Raw genomic sequence first — 21,836 nt, 5'->3', positions numbered from 1 at the left:
CATGATACCTCGGATTCCACTATCAAATGAATTGATTGAATTAATACCTCTTGAAAAAAGGGATTTTGATTTATTGTATCTAGTAGCTTCAGATAAAGAAATTTGGGCACAGCATCCCGATTTCAGCAGATACACACCAATCGGGTTTACCCAATATTTTAAAAAGCTTTTAGATACGGATTTGCCCTTTCTTATCATTGATAAAAAAACACAGCATGTAATAGGTGCTACGTCGTTTTACCAATATAATGAACCAGAAAGATCAATCGCTATTGGATACACTTTTTTGGCCAAGGCGTATTGGGGAGGCACGTACAATCAGTCTATTAAGCAGTTGATGATACACACGGCGTTCGAAGTCGCGAATAAGATTATTTTCCATGTCCGCGAGAAAAACTTCCGTTCCCAAGCAGCATTAGCCAAAATCGGTGCAGTCAAGGAAAAAGAATACCCTGCTCCTGCCGTTACCGGCGCAATGCAATTTGAGTATGCAATCTATAAAAATAGTTAGCTAAAAAAGCTAACCATTACTCCTTTCCATTAACACCAAAAGCATTAAACTGAGTACAAAACGTTCGTCATCTACTTCCCGCTCTGTTATTTTGTGTACACTGAATTTTCTTCCAAAGAAAGACGGTTCTTTTTTTATCTCGAACATCTCCTCTCCGGCATCATTCCGCAAGATATAAGACGGATTGAACAAATAACCGGACAACATACCTACAAGAGGGATTTCTCCAAAGAGTCCATCCCAAAATTTAGTCCATGGGTTCTTTTCCTTAATACTATGATCTATGGAGTCACTGGGATCCATCAAATTAAAGGTTGATCGCCAAAGCGACTTTAAGGTTTTTCTTCTCACCTTGCCGATCACCCGCCCTGCTCCATCCGTTATTGTAAAAGTTTGCTGAAAATCAATTAATTTATTGGAGGTTAATTCGTACAACAATTCAGTTTTTGATTGATCTCGATATACTTTAATACGGTCTCTCCAAGAAAACATTTTCTCCCTGACATAATAAATTGTGTCACCAAAAGCATCCGTAGCCACAAAATCATTGGCAAGTGTAGTAACACGAAATTGAAAATGAAGGGGATAATTCAATTGCTCCATCATAACAAATTAATATTTTATTTTCAGTTTATCAAACACTTTAGACCAGAGCCAAATTGGGCCTACGGTTAATAACTTAATAAAATCATTGCCGCTAACAGGTTTGGATTCTCTTTTGGCCAATACCCAAAGAACCAATAAGCTAATAACGCTGATCATCGTACAAACCAGTACAACACTCGCCCCCCCATCGCGTTCCACATATTCCAATTGCACAATAAAAAAGCTCATGGCAGCTATAGAAAATAAAATGGCATAAGATAAAGTTGGCGATAGCTTTAAATATAGATATATGGCTATAGCAATAAAAAATGAACCCCAATTGAGAAAGGTGTGCATATTTAGTTTAACCAGGAAATCAAACTGCGGGAAGGGGATCATCCATATCAATCCCATGATGCCAAAAAATGCGCAGGCTAGACATACCGCATACAAACTTTTACTACCCGAAGCGAAGACATGATCTAATTCATAAAAATACTTTTCAACGGGGCGAGAAAACTCGGGTTGTTTTGTGCCTTTAGCATTCTTTTTATTCATCTGTATATTTTTTTCCAATAGCTGATTAGAGCTCGATTTAACTAACCGAGCTTGCGAGCTCATCGAAGATAATCATTGACTTGTCTCTGTCAATATGAGTTACATCTCGGTTTCATACAGCAAAGGTAAGGAATTAATGCTATTCTCGACACGAAAGGGTTTTATTTTATAATTATCCAAATTTTAACTATCTTGTTGCAACACTATCAAACATCCCCTTCGCGATATCGTTTATACGATCGAAGAGAGAGATTTCCCATCCAACCTTGAAGTTAACGCATTAGCGAATTACCGTCAGGCACACGATGAAGTCTGGGAAATGAAGATCCAGCTGGAAAAAGACCGGGGTGACATTCTACTCACCCAGTTAAAACTCGATCTTTTGGTCGATGAACGCAAAGAGCTAGAACGGATACACGATTTCTACACCGGTCAAGTAGACAGGTCACAAGCGGATCTGCTGGTCAATGTGGATATCAAGCTACAGGTAGAAATCCGCGACTTTGCGAATCAAGTCACTAAACTACATCATGACACCATCTTATTTTATGACGGGATACAACGAAATTCAGAACATTACAACCGGTACACAGACAGCTATTATAGAGATCGAAATGTATCGATCCGCTCAATTTTAAGATACTAGACGAGGTTTTCCAATTTCATGAGGACATGCAGGTGGATATTTCGTCGCTTGACAAAGACCTACAAGAATTTCTGATCAAGCTCAAAGAGGTCCTTATCCTATTTGATGATTACGTCGCCCAATACACTCAGCTTTACACCTCGTATAGCTACGCTATCCAGCACATGGCAGAACTAACAAAAGAAATCAAGGTTTGGGATTTTTTTTGGAAGGAACCGTAATGTCTAAGAATAAAGCGCTATCCTTTCATATCCGACAAATGTCGTCTTGGCGGGTCGACAATATCAGGAATGGTGAACCTTGGTGTCGAGCCGGCACAGCGACGCGCTTTTGTACACTTTTGGCAAGAAAAAAGTGCAGACCCGTCGCGGTCCAAGCGACAAAAGAAATTAGTATAAATTAAACCTTCATTTTTATTACCTCTTAACATCATAACCTAAACATAGTCAAATAGAAAAGGGCATCTCCTATGACAAACATAGAAGATACCCTCTTAAGTAACGTATAGAAGCGAATTACTTCGCGTACGACACCGATCTTGTTTCGCGAATTACCGTTACTTTGATTTGGCCAGGATAAGTCATTTCCGTCTGTATACGATTCGAAATATCGGCAGCTAACACTTCTGCAGCTGCATCGCTGATCCGTTCAGATTCCACTACAACGCGCAACTCGCGGCCTGCCTGAATAGCGAATGTTTTCTCTACACCCGGATACGATAACGCCAATGCTTCTAATTCTTTCAAACGCTTGATGTAACTTTCAACGACTTCGCGACGTGCGCCTGGGCGCGCTCCTGAAATAGCATCACAAGCCTGCACAACAGGAGAAATCATGGATGTCATTTCTATTTCATCGTGATGGGCTCCAATAGCATTACAAACATCTGGATGTTCCTTATATTTCTCGGCCAATTGCATACCCAATATCGCATGCGGTAGTTCAGGATTATCATCAGGCACCTTACCAATATCGTGTAATAGACCTGCTCGCTTGGCCATTTTCACATTCAAGCCGAGCTCTGCCGCCATCGTTGCCGCGAAGTTAGCCACCTCACGCGAGTGTTGTAATAGGTTCTGACCGTAAGAAGAACGGTAACGCATACGCCCTACCATGCGGATTAATTCAGGATGTAAGCCATGTATGCCTAGATCTATAACGGTACGTTCACCAATTTCGACGATTTCATCCTCGATCTGCGTGCGTGTTTTGGCAACCACTTCTTCAATACGAGCCGGGTGAATACGACCATCTGTTACCAATCGATGCAATGACAGACGGGCAATCTCACGACGTACCGGATCAAACCCCGATAAAATAATAGCCTCAGGCGTATCGTCAACAATTATCTCAACACCTGTAGCGGCTTCGAGTGCACGTATATTACGCCCTTCCCGACCGATAATGCGCCCTTTGATTTCATCATTTTCGATGTTAAAAATGGAAACTGTATTTTCAATTGCAGATTCCGTAGCTGTACGTTGAATAGTCTGTATAACTACTTTTTTAGCTTCTTTAGAAGCCGTCAACTTCGCCTCATCTACGATATCTTTAATCTGCATAATAGCTTGAGAACGTGCTTCTTCCCGTAATGAAGACACCAATTGTTCTTTGGCTTCGTCAGCAGTCAATCCCGCAATAGTTTCCAATTGTTGAATATGCTGATTTTTCAATTGATCCACTTCTTCACTTTTCTTCTCATTCACCTCAACGAGTTGATCTAACTTTTTACTTTTAGCATCCAGCTCCTGTTTTTCCCGATTTAAAGTCTCTAGTTTTTGATTGATGGATTGTTCTTTCTGACGGATACTATTTTCCTTTTGAGCTATCGTGTTATTGCGTTGATTAACCTCTTTTTCGTGCTCTGCTTTAAGTTGAAGAAACCGTTCTTTAGCTTCTAGTTGACGTTGTTTCTTGATATGTTCGGCATGTTTTTCAGCCTCTTTTATAATACTCTCCGCTTTCCCGTTGGCAGCTTGCTCTTGCTTCTTGAACAGTAGTTGTAACACATACCGTCCAATAACAACACCAATAAGAAGTGAAATTATTATTGAAATTGTCGTTGATAACTCCATTTTATTTATTGTATATATTTAGTTTTTAATAATTTTCTTTTCAAAACATTACTAACCATTTTTTATCATCCCCAAATCTAAAACGATCTATGATTATTAACTCTGCACGCTCAATCCCTTAAAAGCTTTGTATGACAAAGACTTTCAGCAAAAAAAAACCGCAATTAAATTTAAACAGGCTTCATGTATTATTAAACTTCGATTACACATGATTTGAGCGTATGATTATGACCTAGATGGCTTTCGCAAAATGGACTATATCTTTGTATTGCTCGTGATATTGAAGCGTTAAGTTTAAAATAGTGACAACCCGAATTTAATTGCGGCAAATTCGTCGTTAAACAGCTCTATAAAGAACGATCTTATTTTTTAAAGAAATCCGTCAATAAATTATCCAATTCATGAACCGTTTGCTCCAAACCTATGTCCTGATTCTGCGCATTACGCTCGGCTTTAATCATACCTGTCGCATATTGCAATACACACATAGATAGCAGATCCTGCTTATCACGAACTGCATAATTATCCTGCAATTCCTTTATTTTTTCATTTATCAATTTCGCAGCGTGACGTATCACCTCCTCCTCTTCTGTTTCTACACGTAAAGGATACACCCGATCTGCGATATTTATTTTTATGGAAATATCTCCCATTTTCTTGAGCTTAATAACGTAATAAACTTATATCCTTATCCTTCTTACCTACCCAACTACTTCAGTAAGTTTATACATTTGTCTATTTCTCGCACAAAATCGTTAATTTTTTGCTTTGTGTCAAGTGTTTTTTCATTTATAGCGACTTTATCTATATCCGACTCGTCCAAGGATTTTGCTACCGTCATCACTTTTAGCTTATCTTCAAGCTGCTGAACTTTATCCGAACTCGTCTCAAACGCAACTTGTACAGATTGTAGTTCCAATTTCAGTAGGTCATTCTCTTCTTGTAAGGCTTCACACAATTGAATTAAATTTTTCGTTTTCTCAACGATAATATTCACTTGTGATGATAATGACGCCATATATTATTTCGCAATTAATATTTTATATCCCTCAACTAACGCACTACCGCGCCGGTCTCTTTCTCAAAGTTAAGAATTAATTTTTTAATTATGCTATCAATTTGTTTGTCATTAAGCGTTTTTTCTTCATCCTGAATGGTAAAACTCAGTGCATAAGACTTTTTACCTTCCGGCAGTTTTTCACCTTTGTACACATCAAATATGTTTACCTCCTTCAAAAGCTTACGTTCTGACTTAATTGCGATATTTTTAAGCTGCTCAAAAGTAACCTCGTCGTTTATCAATAACGCTAAATCCCGACGTACGGATGGAAACTTAGAAACTTCCTTATACGTAATCGTATTCTTGCGAATGGTTTTTAACACCAGATCCCAGTCAAAATCCGCAAAAAACACAACCCCATCCACATCTACTTTTGCTAATGTTCCCGCCGAAATAGCGCCTAACGATACCAATACCTTTTGTCCTTTCAGGTAATCCAGACCATAGGCAAAATGCGGGTTGGTTGTTTCTACAAGTTGAAGATTTTCTATCTTTAACCGCTGCAACAGAATATCCACCGCAGCTTTTAGGTTATAAAAATTATTCGCTTTCGATTCATTGTTCCACTGCTCAGGCATCTTTTTACCAGCAATCCCCAGTACCATATGCTGCTTTTCCTGATATCCTTCTTCCAAAAGATGATATGTTTTCCCGTATTCAAAGAACTTTATATCCGAAGATTTACGTTTCTGATTGTACTCTATGGCCGTTAACACAGAAAAGATCATATTTTGACGCATCGTATCCAAATCCGTACTCAACGGATTAAGCAACTTCACGGCAGTGTGTTCATCGTCTGAATAAGCTCCTTTTGTCAAGGAATTGGATAGGATCTCGCGGTATCCATTGGCAATCAAAAGATCGGCAATCTGATTAAGCACCACTTCTTTATCCGGTTTCTCGGACGTATTCAAGGAAGCCTTTATCTGCGATTTCAACTCGATATTGTTATATCCGTAAATGCGCAATACTTCTTCTATTACATCCACTTCACGGGTTACATCTACTTTATATGCCGGTACATGAACGGTGATCGTATCGGCATCTTCGTTCGAAATTTCTATGCCCAAGGCCAGTATAATAGCCTTAATTTCCGAAGCTGGGATATCTTTACCGATCAGGCGTTGCACGTTTTTGTAACGTACGTCAAATGTAAACGCAGCTACCTTAACGGGGTAAATATCGGTAATGGCAGCATCAATTTGTCCACCAGCTACTTCCTGTATCAATAAGGCTGCACGTTGAAGTGCATATACTGTTATGTTGGGATCTGTTCCGCGTTCAAACCGGAATGAGGAATCCGTTTTTAAGCTATGCCGTTTGGAGGTCTTCCGAATAGACACTGAATTGAAATAAGCCGATTCCAAGAAAATATTAGTGGTCTCTTCCGTTACTCCGGAATGTACACCGCCAAAGACACCAGCTAAACACATGGGCTTTTCCGCATCTGCAATGACTAAATCTTCCGATGACAGCTTGCGTTCTACCCCATCTAAGGTCGTAAACAATTCACCTTCATTTGCTAAGCGGACGATGACTTTGTCCCCTGCAATCTTATCTTTATCAAACGCGTGTAGAGGTTGCCCCAGATCGTGCAATACATAATTAGTGACATCCACAATATTATTGATCGAACGGATACCTATCACATTTAATTTCTCTTTTAGCCATTCGGGTGATTCCCCTACTTTTACACCAGCGATATTGACCCCCGAATAACGAGGACATGCTGTGCTATTTGCTACAGTGACACCGGTGGCATCTGGATTTTCTTTTTCATTGAAAGCAGCTACATCGGGCAATGTATATGTACTTCGGAAATATGCCGCCAGATCACGTGCCACACCTAAATGTGAAGCTGCATCTGCACGATTAGGTGTGAGGCCGATTTCAAATCTATAATCGTCTTGAATCTGGTAATAATCTCTCACCAATGAGCCAATCTGTGCATTTGCATCCAATTCCACAATACCGGCATGAGAAGTTCCCAGACCTATTTCATCTTCACCGCAAAGCATACCTTCTGATACTTCGCTCCTGATTTTTGATTTTGTTATTTTAAAAGGTTCTCCAGTTGTAGGATGGCAAGTAGTACCTACCTGCGCAACGATCACCTTAAGTCCTATTCTTACGTTAGGAGCTCCACACACGATATGCAACAATTCTGATCCGCCTACATTCACGGTAGTCACTTTCAATTTATCCGCATTGGGATGTTGTTCGCATGTGATCACCTCCCCGACAACTAATCCGTCCAAACCTCCGGGGATAGACTGTACAGTTTCAACGGCTTCCACCTCGAGTCCGATATCCGTCAAAATCAACGACAGTTCCTGTGGTGTCTTATCTATATTTACGTAATTCTTAAGCCAATTGTAAGAAATATTCATTTATCTGTGATTTTAAAGGTACAAAGATAGGATTTTGTAGCGAATTTATTAAACACGCCCCTAAACGATTTGCACTACAATTATTAAAATAATACGTAACTTTGTACTTTAATTTGAAGAACGTTCAAAACATACGAAAATAATGATTCAATTCTTTGAGAACCCATCGAACATCATATACGGTGTTCAAAGTGTAAACTCTTTATCACAAGAAGACATTAACAAACTCAATTGGCTTTTTGGAAACGCTAAAAAACTAGACGACCATACGTTAAATAACCACTACGTCGGACCCCGTGCGGCAATGATCACCCCTTGGAGTACCAATGCCGTGGAAATAACACAAAACATGGGCATTAAGGGTATCGTCCGAATTGAAGAATTTCAACAGGTGGATCAAAACTTTAACGAATTCGACCCCATGATTTCCCAGAAGTACACAGCCTTAACACAAGACATGTACACTATCCATATCAATCCGGAACCCATCTTGGAAATCGATGATATTGATGGGTATAACAAACAGGAAGGCTTGGCGCTGAATCGGGAAGAGGTTCAGTATTTAGACGACTTATCAACAAAGCTCGGACGAAAGCTGACTGATTCTGAGGTTTTCGCATTTTCACAAGCTAATTCTGAACACTGCCGTCACAAAATATTCAACGGAACGTTTATTATCGACGGGGAGGAACAACCGACTTCGTTATTCAAATTGATTAAGAAAACTTCCGAAACTAACCCTAATGATATTATTTCTGCATATAAAGATAATGTTGCTTTTGTAAAAGGACCCCGAGTCGTTCAATTCGCACCTAAATCGGCAGACAAACCAGATTTTTACGAAGAAAAGGAATTCGAATCTGTGCTGTCCGTAAAAGCAGAAACACACAACTTCCCGACGACCGTTGAACCATTTTCAGGTGCAGCTACGGGTTCGGGAGGAGAAATCCGTGACCGCCTTGCAGGTGGTCAGGGTGCTTTGCCTTTGGCGGGTACGGCAATATACATGACTTCGTATTCCCGCTTGGAAGCAGATCGTCCTTGGGAAAAAGCAATGGAAGAACGCGACTGGTTGTACCAAACGCCAATGGATATCCTCATCAAAGCATCCAATGGAGCTTCGGATTTTGGTAATAAATTTGGCCAACCGTTGATCACAGGTTCCGTTTTGACGTTTGAACATGAAGAGGATGCGCGTAAATTAGGCTATGATAAGGTCATCATGCAAGCTGGTGGTGTCGGTTATGGCAAACTGGATCAAGCAAAAAAACACACCCCTCAAACAGGTGATAAAATCGTTATTCTGGGCGGAGAAAATTACCGCATCGGTATGGGTGGTGCAGCTGTATCATCAGCCGATACAGGTGCTTTTGGTTCCGGTATTGAATTAAATGCGATTCAACGGTCTAACCCGGAAATGCAAAAACGTGCGGCCAACGCCGTACGCGGAATGGTCGAATCAGATAGCAATCCTATTGTATCCATCCATGACCACGGTGCCGGCGGTCACTTAAATTGTCTTTCAGAATTAGTAGAAGACACGGGCGGCCTGATCGATCTGGATGCTTTACCTGTTGGTGACCCTACCCTTTCTGCTAAGGAGATTATCGGCAACGAATCGCAAGAACGTATGGGATTAGTTATTGCCGACAAAGATATCGAGACATTAAAACGGGTAGCTGATCGTGAACGTGCTCCTATGTATACTGTAGGTGACGTAACGGGTGATCACCGCTTTACATTTCAGTCGAAAACTAGGGGTGAAAAACCCATGGATTATGCGTTGGAAGACTTCTTCGGATCCTCTCCAAAAACCTATATGAAGGACAATACGGTAATCCGGAATTACACAGATTTGGAATACACCACGGATAGTATCCCTACCTACTTAAAGCAGGTTTTACAATTGGAAGCTGTTGCATCCAAAGATTGGTTGACCAATAAAGTGGACCGCTGCGTAGGTGGCCGTGTTGCAAAACAACAATGTGTCGGCCCGTTGCAACTGCCATTGAACAATGTCGGTGTAATGGCATTGGATTTCAAAGGGAAAGAAGGTATAGCGACGACAGTAGGACACTCACCGGTGGCAGCCATCGTAGATTCTGCGGCAGCAAGTAAAACGGCTATCGCAGAAGCTTTATCCAACTTAGTCTTCGCTCCGATCAAAAATGGTTTAGCCGGTGTATCGCTTTCTGCCAACTGGATGTGGGCTTGTAACAACGAGGGGGAAGACGCGCGCCTGTACAAAGCCGTTAAAGCCTGCTCGGATTTTGCCATTGAATTAGGGATCAATATTCCTACGGGAAAAGATTCACTTTCGATGAAGCAAAAATATCCTAGCGGCGAACATGTAATCGCTCCGGGAACATTAATCATCTCCGCTGCAGGTAACTGTATAGATATTAATAAGGTCGTAGAACCTGTCTTGAATAAAAATTCGGGTTCGATTTATTACATCAATTTATCAAAAGATAGTTTCAAGTTAGGTGGCTCGTCCTTTGCCCAAATCTTAAATAAGATCGGAAAAGAAGTACCAACTATTCAGGATGGCGCTTACTTCAAAACAGCGTTTAATACCATCCAGGATTTAATCAACCAAAACCTGATCGAAGCAGGTCATGATGTAGGTTCTGGTGGTCTGATTACCACGTTGCTTGAAATGACCTTTGCAGATGTGAATGTAGCAGCCAATTACGACTTATCGGGATTGAACGAAGTCGATACGGTAAAAGCCTTATTCAACGAGAATATCGCTGTTGTACTACAAGCGAAAGAAGATACTGCGTTCGAAAAAGTCTTAACAACGGTTAACATTGACTTTACAAAAATCGGTCAGGCTATCGAAGGTACTGAAATCACGTTAAAAAATAACACGGACAGCTTTACATTCAATGTTGTTGAAACACGTGACATTTGGTATAAAACATCCTTCCTCCTGGATCAAAAGCAATCTAAGAATGGTATGGCAGCGGAACGTTACAACAATTACAAAAATCAACCGCTGAAATATACATTCCCCAATCATTTTACCGGCATAAAACCTGTCATTGACGAGACAAAACCTCGCCCTAAAGCAGCTATTATACGGGAAAAAGGTTCAAATTCGGAACGTGAAATGGCAAACGCCATGTACTTGGCAGGATTTGATGTAAAGGATGTACATATGACAGATTTAATTTCCGGTCGTGAGACATTGGAAGACATCCAATTCATTGGTTCTGTAGGTGGTTTCTCCAATTCAGACGTTTTGGGTTCGGCCAAAGGTTGGGCGGGTGCTTTCCTATATAATAACAAAGCAAAAACGGCATTGGATAACTTCTTCAAACGCCCGGATACACTTTCCGTGGGGATCTGTAATGGTTGTCAATTATTCATGGAATTGGAATTGATTAATCCGGATCACGATGTACATGGAAAAATGCTTCACAATACATCTCAAAAGCACGAATCAAGCTTTTCTTCGGTTACTATTCAAGAAAACAACTCCGTGATGCTATCGACTTTAGCAGGTGCTACACTCGGCGTTTGGATTTCGCACGGTGAAGGAAAGTTCAACCTACCGAAAGAGGAATCGCAATACCATATCGTAGCGAAATACGCTTACGATCAGTATCCACACAATCCGAATGGTTCAGATTACAACACAGCGATGTTATGCGATGCCACAGGCCGTCACTTAGTAACAATGCCTCACATCGAACGTTCTACATTTCAATGGAACTGGGCAAACTATCCACAAGGCCGACAAGATGAAGTCACTCCTTGGTTAGAGGCATTCGTCAATGCCAGAAAATGGATTGAAAATCAAGGCAAGTAAGACGCTAGATTCATAAAACAAAAAATCCCGGGATTATCGTCCCGGGATTTTTTTTATGATTTAATAACGATTAATGCTTCACCGCCATTTCATCTACGTAGTCTTCATTTTCTTCGTAATCGGCAACTATAAGTTCTTCATAGTTCGTTTTTTCCTTCTTACCAAAGCGTCTTCCTAGACTGTCAAAAATAGAATATACGACAGGGACAACAACGAGTGTCAACAAAAGTGAGGACAACAGTCCACCGATAATAACAATAGCCAAACCTCTGTTCGTATCTGCGATACCACCTGTAGCCATAGCAATAGGAATCATTCCGAATACCATGGCAATGGTTGTCATTAAGATCGGACGAAGACGGGCATGGTTAGCTGCCACCAGAGCATCGTGTGTATTGTCACCTGCATCTTTTCGGTGGTTAGCAAAGTCTACCAGTAAAATCGCATTCTTCGCCACCAAACCAATCAACATGATGATACCCAATATGGTAAAGATGTTCAACGACTGGTTCGTCAAAGCCAATAATAATAAAGCACCGATAAAAGACAGCGGTATGGAAAACAATACAACAAACGGGGTTACAAAGTTATCATATAAAGATACCATAACCAAGTACACCAAAATAATGGACGCCAACAGGGCAATACCCAACGTACCAAATCCTTCAGATTGATTTTCCATATTACCTCCCCATACGTACGAAACACCGGGCTTACGTTCTAACTCCTTAAATTTCTCTTCCCATTCCTGCGCTACAGTACCAGCAGGACGACCAATCACTTGGCCCTGTACGGATACCGAAGGCGATTTGTCACGACGCTCCAATAAAGTAGGACCTGATCCATAACCTATCTCCGCAAATTGTTCCAATGAAATGGTGGCACCGTGATTGTTAACAAATTTAAGCGTCCTCACATCATCTATCCCTGTACGACCTTTATCGTCAAATTGAATGTTGATATCATACTCGTTATCTCCCGCGCGGAATTTATTATCTGTATTTCCCGAAAAAGCAGTCTGCATCGTCATACCTACGGTCGCCACATTCAGGCCTAAGGAAGTCATCTTCTCGCGGTCTACTTTCACATTAATTTCCGGGTTACCATCTTCCGAAGACAATTTCACCTGAGAAGAACCTGGTACATCTCTTAGTAGATCCGCTGCTTTGTTTGCAAATTCCAATGCATCCTCCGGCGACGCCCCGATAATGGTCAACTTTATCGGAGCTTCCTCCGCTCCCATCAAACCCATATTCACCGTTTTGACTTTCGCTCCGATCAATTCATTCTCTAATTCACGCTTTAATTTTGCAGAATACACTTTCGAATTTTCTATTCCAATGTATTCGTCCTTCATGATTACATGAATTTCGGATTTATACCGAGAACCTGCTATTCCCGAAAAACCGCCGTCGCTGGACTGTCCCACCGAGGTAATTAAACGTTTGATCTCCGGCTTAGCTGCAATAAAATGCTCTGCCCGCTGGGTTAGTAAGTTTGTCGTTTCTAACGAGGCATCTTTTTCTAACTCAAACTGCACGAGAAATTCGCCTTTATCATTCGCCGGAAAGAAGTCAGATCCAATATACCCCATTCCAACTAACATAATCGAACCAAAAAATAAAACAACCGCCAAAAGAAGGGTTAATACCTTATTCACTCTCTTGCGGAGAGACCATTTCAATACATTAGATACCCAATTGGTAAATTTCGTTAGTCCTCGTTCAAAGCCCACAATTATCCCACCAAAGAAAGACTTTGGATTAACGTGCTCTAACCTTCCAAACCGAGAATACAACCAGGGAACAACAGTAAAAGAAACCAATAACGACAACAGCGTTGAAATAATAACGGTCACACAGAATTGAGCCAAGATATTAGCTACCAAACCTGTTGACATGGCTATTGGTAAGAATACGACCACAATAACCAAGGTAATAGCAGAGACTGTAAAACCGATCTCTTTAGCGCCGTCATAAGCTGCACGCACCCTATTCTTACCCATTTCCATGTGTCTATGTATATTCTCAATAACCACAATGGCATCATCCACCAAAATACCTACTACTAGGGAAAGCCCTAGCAAAGACATCAAGTTGAGCGTATAGCCCATCAAAAACATTCCGATAAAAGTTGCAATCAATGACAACGGTATTGCTACCATCGTAAACGCTGCATTGCGTAAGCTATGGAGAAAGAAAAGCATGATAAAGCCTACAAGAACGATGGCCAGTACCAAATCCTTCATCACATGGTTAGCCGCATTCAAGGTGTATTCACTTGAATCATTTGCCACCAAAACTTTGATATTATTATCCTTGTAATCGTTTTCTACTTCTGAAATTGTATTTTTTACTGATTCAGAAACCGCCACGGCATTGGCATCGGATTGCTTAAACACCTGTAATAGTATCGTATTTTGGCGATCCAAACGCGCAATTTTTTCAATCTCTGCAATACCGTCTTGTATATCCGCCACATCACGTAAAAACACAGTTGCTCCTGTAGAAGTAGTTAGTGGTAAATTCCTTAATTCATCAATGGACTCCACTTTACCAGCCAGACGAATAGTCGTGCGCTTTTCGCGGGAAGACACACTTCCCGTCGGGAAATCCAAATTGGATGACGCGATTACCTGCTGTATCTGGGTAATGGATAATCCGTAGCCTTCTAACCGCTCAGGATCTACCTTTACCTGAATCTCCCGTTCTTCTCCCCCGATCATATCAACCTTAGCAACCCCATTTACACGGGCAAAAACAGGTTGTATTTTCGTATCCAATAGGTCGTATAGTTCTTTTTCACTCAAGTTAGACGTTACCGCTAAACTCATAATCGCTATATCATCTAACGAAAACTTGTTTAATGTTGGAGGGTCAACATCGTCTGGTAAATCATTCGAAATAGAGTTGATTTTACGTTGCGCATCCGTCAACAAGAAATTTACATCTGCCCCATCATTAAGAGTAACCATAACGATAGATACGTTCTCTAAAGAGGTCGATTCTATTTTCTTTACCATCTCCAAAGAGGAGACGGCATCTTCTATTTTTTTGGTAACAGTGTTCTCTATTTCTGTAGGTGAGGCTCCCGGATATACCGTCTGGATGGTAATCACGTTGATATCAAACTTGGGAATCAATTCATACCCCAACTGGCTGTAAGAGAATAAACCGCCAAGTGTCAAAATGATAAACATCACAATGATCAAACTCGGTCGTTTTATTGATATTTCTGCAATTTTCATCTGTATAGTTGTTTTTTAAAGCGATGAAGCCCTGCCTGCCGCAGGCAGGTGTCATGTATTCCGCTTTAGTTCCTTATTATTTACTTAATAACCGTAATAGGGGTTTGATCAAACAAATTAATTTGTCCGGATACGATCACCTGATCACCGTCATTAACTCCGCTTATTACCTCAATAAAATCACCAAAATTACGACCTGAAACCACTTGCTTAGCTATCGCCTTGTCTCCTTTGGCCACAAACACCTTATTATCACTCACGCTACCCACGAATGCTGTACGCGGTATAACAAGAACATCAACGGTGTCCTCATTACCAAAGCTTGCTGTTCCATACATTCCGGCACGTAAATCATTATTGGCATTATTCGCAATTTCAATTTCAACAGGAAAATTTAAGCTTCCATCGGACTTAGGGGCAATGAATGTAATCTTACCGGTAAATTTTTTATCTGCATATACACTAGCTGTCACATTCACCGTTTGCCCCACTTTTAATGTAGCAACATTCTTTTCGTCGACATTTACACGTAATTTCAGTGTACTTACATTAACGATATCGAATGCAGGAGCACCTACATTTAGATAAGTTCCCGGCTCAATTTTCCGAGAATTGACGATACCAGAAACAGAAGTCTTGATCGTGACATCCCCGGCGGTCAATTTTGCAGATTGAAGATTATTCTTTGCATTTTCGAATTGTAGCTTTACCTGATCCAATTGCTGTTTGGTCACACCACCTGTTGCATATGCACTTTCAAAACGTTGCACATCAGCTTGTGCATTGTTAAAGACAGCCTGCGCATTGGCTACCGATACATTTAATTTATCCCCTTCTACAATAGCCAGTGTTTGGCCTGCGCTGACGCGTGAACCCTCATCCACCAATACACGTACTACCCGACCTGCTGCTTCCGCAGACACAGTTACTTCCTGCTTAGGTATAAAAGTTCCATTGGCTAAATAAGCTAAATCTACCGACTGCCTACGCGCAGTATCAACACGTACCGCGACAGTAGCATTTGTAACAGCTGCTTCTTGCGTCTCCTGCTCATTTTTAGCTTTGTTTTTATTCAATATGTAAAAAATTCCTGCTAACACGGCAGCGATAATAATTACAGTAATAATTGCACGTTTCATATATTGTATTCAGTTAATTATTCGTTTACTAATGATTTTAAATTTCCTTTTGCTTTTATTAGCTGAATTTCAGCAACCTTGAAATTCAACAATGAGGTATTCAAATTACTTTGTGCATCAGCAAGTGCCTTTTCTGCATCAAGTAATTCTGTTAGGGTAGCTAAACCATTTCCATAGTTGTTTTGCGTATCGTTCAATACTTCTGTTGCTAAAGTGACATTCGAACGATTAGTATTGACAATCAATAACGAGTTTCTAATCTGTGATTTCGCGTTTTCGTTGGCTAATGATAATCCAAGCTTTGTATCCTCTAAAGTAACTTGTGCTTGTCGGATTTGTATATCAGCTTGTCTAATCTTTGCCTTTGTAGCTCCTCCTGTAAAAATTGGAACAGATAGATTCAAGCCTATACCAGAGGTCTTTGGCCACATAAAATCTCCCCCGATAGGAAATCCCTGTCCGAATCCATTCCAACCAAAATCAGCGCCTAATGAAAGTTTTGGATATAAATCTGCAACCTTAGCCGTTTTGTTCAATTCGTATAATTCAATTTGCTTTCTATTCAGGATAACTTCTGTTCTATTGTCGATATCCATATCTTCCAAAGCGATGGACGCGTTAATATCAAATGTTTCCTCGGGCAATTGGATATCGTTCTCTATCGGCATACCAATTGCAAACTTCAACGCATTTTCTTTTAATTGCTGCGCGTTCAAGATCTGTTGCTTTTGAGATTCTAAGTTATTAATTGCTACAACCAAACGATCCAAATCGATCTTTCTTTGCAAACCGGCTTGTACGAGGCCTTCTACCACATTTTTTGTCTTTGTGGTATTATCTAGGTTTGTTTGAATGGTCTCCAACTGCAACTGCGTTTGAAAAATATCATAATAAGAATTAGAAACTTTCTCTATAAGTTGTTCTTCCGTTAATTGCGCATTTATTTGATAAAATTCCCGTGTAGTTTTTGCGGCCTTTAAACCCGTAAAAATCGATTGGTTAAACAGTTGTTGATTTAAAGAAACCATTGCGGCTGAATTCCAGGGCTGTCCCATTTTAGCAGTAATAATCTCTCCACCTAAATCAATTGCCATTTCGGGAATTATTGCATTATATTTTAAAGATCCCGAAGCATTAATCTGTGGAAGGGCACTTCCTCTGACCTCATCAATTTGATATTGCGCATTTTCCAATTCCAAAGCCGATTTCTTTGCTTCGGCTTTATTCTTCAATGCATATTTTATGGCCTCCTGAAGCGTTAAGACTTCCTGCGCATACAAATAATTACCAGCAAAAATACTGGATAACATTACAGCGATTAATTTTATTCTTTTCATTATAACTGTTTACTAACTATTTTTCCTTCAAAAATAAACTCCGTAGCCCTTTTTTGGCTTTCTAAAATTTTATCTACTTTATTGACATTTGGAAGACCAGTGACGATATCAGCGATATTGTGCATAATCCCAAGTCCGCGGACAATTTCCACAAAACACAAACTGGCACAATCAATATCTGCAATTTTCACTTCCCCTGATTCTATTGCTTTCGCTAGCAACCGTTTGACATTCGAAACGTCTCGTTTATGAAATTCAATCAAGACATTCGTCAATTCCAGCCCCTTTATCCACTCTAAGTTTTCGCTGAGATGCAGTACGTAATACTTCCGAACATAACTCGAACGCAATTCCAACAAAGCAAACAATGTGTCCATCAAATTATGATCATATCCATCTATGATAGCGACTTCTCGTTGATTCGCTTCCTGCGCTATAGCATACAAAACATCTTTGATCAAAGCATTTTTGTCCGGATAGTAATAATATAAATTTGCCTTCGTAATCCGCAAATCCTCCGCAATTTCATTCATTGTAGTCTTATTAAAACCATAATGTGAAAAACGCTTTGTCGCAACCTCAACAATCTCCTCTTTACGATTATCCATTTATCAATCTCTCCTTTTTTATTCCTGACTTTTTACAGAAATTGTTCAAAAGTATGAAACGAATGATACATATAAAGAAAGATTAATTAAAAAAAACATTGCAATGACAATATGACTATTGAAATTCAGCGTATAATATAACGAACGATTACAGACTAACGCTTCACGGATAAGAGGTTTATTTTAAGACAATTCACTCAATAAGCTTTTGAAATTTCCGTCTATCTAATTTATAAAGCCGGGCAGCTCGATAGGAAACTCCAGTCTGAAATTCATCCAATTCCTTTAAATATCCTAGATTATTCATTTTCTTTCGAAAGTTACGCTTGTCTAAGGTTTCTCCTAGAAGTGCTTCATAGACTTGCTGAAGTTGTGTTAGCGTAAATTTTTCGGGCAACAATTCAAAGGGAGCTAAAGAATAGGATAAGCGTTTCTTTAATTTTTCTACACTCAATTGAATAATTTCCCGATGGTCAAAAGCTAAATCTGGCAAATTATTAATAGGGTACCATTTGGCTTGCTTCATATAAGATGTAACAGGCTTTACCTTATTTTTAACATTTTCATAGCGTACCAAAGCCACATAGGCAACTGTTAGAATCCTTCCCTCCGGATGTCTTTTTACACCGGCGAACGCCGCCAATTGCTCTAGATAAATATCTTTAAGTCCGGTATTTTCATAGGAAATACGTTTTACCGCATCCTCCATCTCCTCGTCTTTCTCAATAAAAAACCCAGGTAGTGCCCACCACCCTTTATACGGGTATTCATTCCTCTCCGTCAATAATATTTTTAATTGAGCTTCATGAAAAGTATATATTACGCAGTCAACTGTAAAATGTGATAACAAAACCTTAAAAATTAAGTATTAACAAATCGATAAGTAACTAGAACTATAGGCAATAATGCCTAAAAAATGTATAATAAACAAAAAAAATCACAGAAAAATTTAATAGTGTAAAAAATACACACTATATTCGTATAAGCTAAACTAAATTATAGTGAAAGAAATTAATAGAATAGGTGTTTTTACATCTGGAGGGGATGCGCCTGGAATGAACGCAGCAATCAGATCAGTTGTAAGAACAGCCTTATATGAAAACAAAAAAGTAACAGGCATTTATCACGGATACCAAGGGATGATAGATGGAGAGTTCATAGATATGACGAGCAGGTCTGTCAGCTCTATTATAAATAAAGGCGGAACCGTATTAAAGTCAGCACGTTGTTTGGATTTTAAAACCAAAGAAGGAAGAGCAAAAGCATATGGAAATATAAAAAGAGAAGGTATAGACGCCTTAGTCGCAATCGGAGGAGACGGAACATTTACCGGAGCACAGATATTATCACAGGAATACGATATTCCGGTAATGTGCATACCTGGAACAATCGATAATGATCTTTACGGCTCGGATTATACGCTGGGATATGATACCGCTAATAATACCGTGATTGATGCCATAGATAAAATCAGAGACACGGCTGCTTCACACAATAGGGTGTTTTTTGTAGAGGTAATGGGACGTGATTCAGGATGCATTGCGCTGCAGGCTGGAGTAGGCGGAGGTGCCGAAGCTATACTTTTGCCCGAAAAAGAAACTGCAATTGTTGAGTTGATAGACCTTTTAGAACATGCAGAAGAACGTAACAAAAGTTCCATGATCGTTATTATTGCTGAGGGTGATAAAAATGGAGGTGTATATAATGTTGCAAAGCATGTTAAAGAAAAATTTGAGCATTTTGATATAAAAGTTAGTATCTTAGGGCATCTTCAACGTGGTGGGGCGCCAAGTAGTTTTGACCGTGTGTTAGCTACACGAATGGGCTACACTGCTGTCAGAGAGCTATTAAAAGGCAATTCAGGCGCGACCGTTGGTATTAGAGGGATAGATATGATTACCACTCCACTGGATGAAGCTTTAAATAATCGGGAATTCAAATTGAATGAAGAATTATTAGAAATCGCGAAAGTGATGTCTTTTTAAGGTAAACATTATGATTTTAGTTATTTTCACAGGATCAAGATATGCAGATTGGAGACTAATAGATAAAGGAAGAGTACTCCATGGATTTCGAACAGCTGGAATCAACTCATACATCCAAGATGAAAATTTTGTAAATCAGCTTCTTAATAAGAATACACAATTGCTGTACAACGCTGAAAAAATTCGAAAAATCTTCTTTTTTGGTGCTGGCGCTTCTTCCAAAGACCGCCAAGATAAAACCGCAAAGATATTTGAAACATTTTTCACCCATGCGAAGGTAAAAGTAGACCATGATCTAGCAGCTTCTGCCCTATCTACCTTTGGCGATGAAAAAGGCATTATCGGAATAATTGGTAGCGGGTCTAATGCAGCTTTCTATACTGGAAAAAAAATTATAGAGAACAATTATGGACTTGGCTATATTTTGGCAGACGAAGGGTCAACAAACTGGTTAGCGCGCCAGGTACTAAAGGACTTTCTAACCGACTCCCTTCCAAATGGAATACGTGAAAGGCTATTAATAAAACATACCATGGATCGAAAAATTATATTGGAAAAAATGTATAACAGTCCAAACCCCAATATATTTTTAACATCTTTTGCTGATTTTATATTGGAAAACAAAAAGGATCCTTATATCGCGTCAATTGTAAAAAGGGGTTTGGAAATTTTTGTTAAAACATACCTCATCCCCCTTTCTGATCAGTATCCCGATCAAACCATTCATTTTACAGGATCAGTCGCGAATAACTATTCAGATTGGTTGCGGGAGATCGGAGCAGAATATCATTTAAACATAGGAACAATATTAAAAGATCCTATACAAAACTTAGTAAAATATTACATTAATAAAAACTGATAAAAATGAAAATTGGAATTAACGGATTTGGCCGTATTGGCCGTTTAGCGTTTAGAGCTGCAGTAAAACGTGCTGATATCGAAGTGGTAGGTATTAATGACTTAGTAGAGCCAGATTATATGGCTTATATGTTAAAATACGACTCGACACACGGCCAATTTGATGGTACCGTAGAAGTAAAAGATGGCAATCTTGTTGTCAACGGAAAAACAATCCGTGTAACAGCAGAAAAAGATCCAGCTAATTTGAAATGGAATGAGGTTGGTGCTGAAGTAATCATCGAATCTACTGGTTTCTTCCTGACGCAAGAATTGGCTCAAAAACACATCGATGCAGGTGCTAAAAAAGTTGTTATGTCTGCGCCAGCAAAAGATGATACGCCTACTTTTGTAATGGGTGTAAACCACAAAGAACTGAAAGCTGATCAAAATATTGTTTCAAATGCTTCTTGTACTACAAACTGTTTAGCGCCTATCGCTAAGGTATTAAATGATAAATTTGGTATCGTAGAAGGTTTAATGACAACTGTACACGCTGTAACAGCAACTCAAAAAACTGTGGATGGCCCATCTGTAAAAGATTGGAGAGGAGGTCGTGGAGCTTACCAAAATATCATCCCATCTTCTACAGGTGCTGCAAAAGCTGTAGGTTTGGTCCTTCCTGAATTGAAAGGCAAATTAACGGGTATGTCTTTACGTGTTCCTACTGCCGACGTTTCAGTTGTTGACTTAACAGTACGTTTAAATAAAGGTGCTTCTTACGAAGATATTAAAGCTGCGATGAAAGAAGCTTCAGAAGGTGACTTGAAAGGTATCTTAGGCTATACAGAAGATGAGGTAGTCTCCTCAGATTTCTTGGGAGATGCACGTACATCTATTTTCGATGCTAAAGCAGGTATTTCATTGAATGATAACTTCGTGAAAGTCGTTTCTTGGTATGACAACGAATGGGGTTATTCAAACAAAATCATTGACTTGGTGCAAGAGATCGGGAAATTATAATTCGATTTCTACAATCAT

18 protein-coding genes are annotated in these 21,836 nt (G+C 39.7%); 7 read left to right on the top strand and 11 right to left on the bottom strand.

The annotated features are described in order from the left end of the window. Position 1 precedes the first annotated feature (1 nt). The gene (locus FAZ15_RS00505; protein WP_136899076.1) at positions 2 to 511 is read left to right on the top strand and encodes a GNAT family N-acetyltransferase; all 510 of its coding nucleotides are present in this window, start codon (positions 2 to 4) and stop codon (positions 509 to 511) included. A 9-nt stretch (positions 512 to 520) separates the two neighbouring features. Here the strand turns inward: FAZ15_RS00505 and FAZ15_RS00500 are convergent, their stop codons facing one another. Both FAZ15_RS00500 and FAZ15_RS00495 read right to left on the bottom strand, forming a co-directional pair. Beyond that, on the bottom strand, positions 521 to 1,117 hold the full coding sequence (locus FAZ15_RS00500) for an LURP-one-related/scramblase family protein (RefSeq protein ID WP_136899074.1): 597 nt from the start codon (positions 1,115 to 1,117) through the stop codon (positions 521 to 523). Between the two features lie 6 nt (positions 1,118 to 1,123). Then, positions 1,124 to 1,654 carry a hypothetical protein gene (locus FAZ15_RS00495; protein WP_136899072.1) on the bottom strand — a complete coding sequence of 177 codons (531 nt, stop codon included), beginning with the start codon at positions 1,652 to 1,654 and terminating at the stop codon, positions 1,124 to 1,126. Between the two features lie 319 nt (positions 1,655 to 1,973). On the opposite strand from FAZ15_RS00495, the gene FAZ15_RS00490 reads away from it, so the two are divergent. Beyond that, entirely contained in the window at positions 1,974 to 2,300 is a 327-nt protein-coding gene (locus tag FAZ15_RS00490) for a hypothetical protein (RefSeq protein WP_136899070.1), read from the top strand. Between the two features lie 26 nt (positions 2,301 to 2,326). Continuing rightward, positions 2,327 to 2,521, top strand: coding sequence for a hypothetical protein (locus FAZ15_RS00485; protein WP_136899068.1), 195 nt, complete (start codon positions 2,327 to 2,329; stop codon positions 2,519 to 2,521). A 294-nt stretch (positions 2,522 to 2,815) separates the two neighbouring features. On the opposite strand, the gene rny is transcribed toward FAZ15_RS00485, so the two are convergent. The 4 genes from rny to pheT all read right to left on the bottom strand — a co-directional run bounded on the left by rny (position 2,816) and on the right by pheT (position 7,825). Further along, on the bottom strand, positions 2,816 to 4,375 hold the full coding sequence (gene rny / locus FAZ15_RS00480) for a ribonuclease Y (protein ID WP_136899066.1): 1,560 nt from the start codon (positions 4,373 to 4,375) through the stop codon (positions 2,816 to 2,818). A 362-nt stretch (positions 4,376 to 4,737) separates the two neighbouring features. Then, the gene (locus FAZ15_RS00475) at positions 4,738 to 5,028 is read right to left on the bottom strand and encodes a cell division protein ZapA (protein WP_136899064.1); all 291 of its coding nucleotides are present in this window, start codon (positions 5,026 to 5,028) and stop codon (positions 4,738 to 4,740) included. A 56-nt stretch (positions 5,029 to 5,084) separates the two neighbouring features. After that, positions 5,085 to 5,393 carry a hypothetical protein gene (locus FAZ15_RS00470; protein ID WP_136899062.1) on the bottom strand — a complete coding sequence of 103 codons (309 nt, stop codon included), beginning with the start codon at positions 5,391 to 5,393 and terminating at the stop codon, positions 5,085 to 5,087. Between the two features lie 35 nt (positions 5,394 to 5,428). Next, positions 5,429 to 7,825, bottom strand: a complete 2,397-nt coding sequence (gene pheT, locus FAZ15_RS00465) for a phenylalanine--tRNA ligase subunit beta (RefSeq protein WP_136899060.1) — start codon at positions 7,823 to 7,825, stop codon at positions 5,429 to 5,431. Positions 7,826 to 7,967: 142 nt separating this feature from the next. Here pheT and purL point away from each other — a divergent pair, with 142 nt between their 5' ends. Next, on the top strand, positions 7,968 to 11,642 hold the full coding sequence (gene purL, locus FAZ15_RS00460) for a phosphoribosylformylglycinamidine synthase (RefSeq protein ID WP_136899058.1): 3,675 nt from the start codon (positions 7,968 to 7,970) through the stop codon (positions 11,640 to 11,642). Positions 11,643 to 11,712: 70 nt separating this feature from the next. Here the strand turns inward: purL and FAZ15_RS00455 are convergent, their stop codons facing one another. From FAZ15_RS00455 to FAZ15_RS00435, 5 genes are all read right to left on the bottom strand, one after another. Beyond that, the gene (locus FAZ15_RS00455; protein WP_136899056.1) at positions 11,713 to 14,889 is read right to left on the bottom strand and encodes an efflux RND transporter permease subunit; all 3,177 of its coding nucleotides are present in this window, start codon (positions 14,887 to 14,889) and stop codon (positions 11,713 to 11,715) included. 80 nt (positions 14,890 to 14,969) lie between these two features. Beyond that, positions 14,970 to 16,028: an efflux RND transporter periplasmic adaptor subunit gene (locus tag FAZ15_RS00450; protein ID WP_136899054.1), complete on the bottom strand. Its 1,059-nt coding sequence runs from the start codon at positions 16,026 to 16,028 to the stop codon at positions 14,970 to 14,972. A gap of 17 nt (positions 16,029 to 16,045) precedes the next feature. Beyond that, complete coding sequence (locus FAZ15_RS00445) at positions 16,046 to 17,365, bottom strand: TolC family protein (protein WP_136899052.1); 1,320 nt, start codon at positions 17,363 to 17,365, stop codon at positions 16,046 to 16,048. Continuing rightward, positions 17,365 to 17,973 carry a TetR/AcrR family transcriptional regulator gene (locus tag FAZ15_RS00440; protein ID WP_136899050.1) on the bottom strand — a complete coding sequence of 203 codons (609 nt, stop codon included), beginning with the start codon at positions 17,971 to 17,973 and terminating at the stop codon, positions 17,365 to 17,367. Before FAZ15_RS00440 ends, FAZ15_RS00445 begins: the two co-directional genes overlap by 1 nt. A gap of 193 nt (positions 17,974 to 18,166) precedes the next feature. Continuing rightward, positions 18,167 to 18,823: an NUDIX hydrolase gene (locus FAZ15_RS00435; RefSeq protein WP_136899049.1), complete on the bottom strand. Its 657-nt coding sequence runs from the start codon at positions 18,821 to 18,823 to the stop codon at positions 18,167 to 18,169. Positions 18,824 to 18,974: 151 nt separating this feature from the next. Between FAZ15_RS00435 and pfkA the strand changes: the two genes are divergently transcribed. Genes pfkA through gap form a run of 3 tightly spaced genes read left to right on the top strand, consistent with a single transcriptional unit; the run spans position 18,975 to position 21,818 of the window. Continuing rightward, positions 18,975 to 19,958: a 6-phosphofructokinase gene (gene pfkA / locus FAZ15_RS00430; RefSeq protein ID WP_136899047.1), complete on the top strand. Its 984-nt coding sequence runs from the start codon at positions 18,975 to 18,977 to the stop codon at positions 19,956 to 19,958. A gap of 10 nt (positions 19,959 to 19,968) precedes the next feature. Then, positions 19,969 to 20,817, top strand: a complete 849-nt coding sequence (locus FAZ15_RS00425; RefSeq protein WP_136899045.1) for a hypothetical protein — start codon at positions 19,969 to 19,971, stop codon at positions 20,815 to 20,817. Between the two features lie 5 nt (positions 20,818 to 20,822). Next, positions 20,823 to 21,818, top strand: coding sequence for a type I glyceraldehyde-3-phosphate dehydrogenase (gene gap, locus FAZ15_RS00420; RefSeq protein WP_136899043.1), 996 nt, complete (start codon positions 20,823 to 20,825; stop codon positions 21,816 to 21,818). Positions 21,819 to 21,836: the final 18 nt, after the last annotated feature.

It is taken from the genome of Sphingobacterium olei (assembly GCF_005048855.1).
Classification (GTDB): domain Bacteria; phylum Bacteroidota; class Bacteroidia; order Sphingobacteriales; family Sphingobacteriaceae; genus Sphingobacterium; species Sphingobacterium olei.
The sequence above is the reverse complement of the archived record's forward strand: the minus strand, read 5'-3'. Positions and strand labels throughout refer to the sequence as shown.

What these genes read in the sequence shown, in the direction of transcription:
- rny (WP_136899066.1), bottom strand. Translation starts at nt 4,375, where the DNA reads ATGGAGTTATCAACGACAATTTCAATAATAATTTCACTTCTTATTGGT.
- FAZ15_RS00450 (WP_136899054.1), bottom strand. Translation starts at nt 16,028, where the DNA reads ATGAAACGTGCAATTATTACTGTAATTATTATCGCTGCCGTGTTAGCA.
- pheT (WP_136899060.1), bottom strand. Translation starts at nt 7,825, where the DNA reads ATGAATATTTCTTACAATTGGCTTAAGAATTACGTAAATATAGATAAG.
- FAZ15_RS00445 (WP_136899052.1), bottom strand. Translation starts at nt 17,365, where the DNA reads ATGAAAAGAATAAAATTAATCGCTGTAATGTTATCCAGTATTTTTGCT.
- FAZ15_RS00485 (WP_136899068.1), top strand. Translation starts at nt 2,327, where the DNA reads ATGCAGGTGGATATTTCGTCGCTTGACAAAGACCTACAAGAATTTCTG.
- gap (WP_136899043.1), top strand. Translation starts at nt 20,823, where the DNA reads ATGAAAATTGGAATTAACGGATTTGGCCGTATTGGCCGTTTAGCGTTT.
- FAZ15_RS00490 (WP_136899070.1), top strand. Translation starts at nt 1,974, where the DNA reads ATGAAGATCCAGCTGGAAAAAGACCGGGGTGACATTCTACTCACCCAG.
- FAZ15_RS00425 (WP_136899045.1), top strand. Translation starts at nt 19,969, where the DNA reads ATGATTTTAGTTATTTTCACAGGATCAAGATATGCAGATTGGAGACTA.
- FAZ15_RS00495 (WP_136899072.1), bottom strand. Translation starts at nt 1,654, where the DNA reads ATGAATAAAAAGAATGCTAAAGGCACAAAACAACCCGAGTTTTCTCGC.
- FAZ15_RS00475 (WP_136899064.1), bottom strand. Translation starts at nt 5,028, where the DNA reads ATGGGAGATATTTCCATAAAAATAAATATCGCAGATCGGGTGTATCCT.
- FAZ15_RS00440 (WP_136899050.1), bottom strand. Translation starts at nt 17,973, where the DNA reads ATGGATAATCGTAAAGAGGAGATTGTTGAGGTTGCGACAAAGCGTTTT.
- FAZ15_RS00505 (WP_136899076.1), top strand. Translation starts at nt 2, where the DNA reads ATGATACCTCGGATTCCACTATCAAATGAATTGATTGAATTAATACCT.
- purL (WP_136899058.1), top strand. Translation starts at nt 7,968, where the DNA reads ATGATTCAATTCTTTGAGAACCCATCGAACATCATATACGGTGTTCAA.
- FAZ15_RS00470 (WP_136899062.1), bottom strand. Translation starts at nt 5,393, where the DNA reads ATGGCGTCATTATCATCACAAGTGAATATTATCGTTGAGAAAACGAAA.
- FAZ15_RS00500 (WP_136899074.1), bottom strand. Translation starts at nt 1,117, where the DNA reads ATGATGGAGCAATTGAATTATCCCCTTCATTTTCAATTTCGTGTTACT.
- FAZ15_RS00455 (WP_136899056.1), bottom strand. Translation starts at nt 14,889, where the DNA reads ATGAAAATTGCAGAAATATCAATAAAACGACCGAGTTTGATCATTGTG.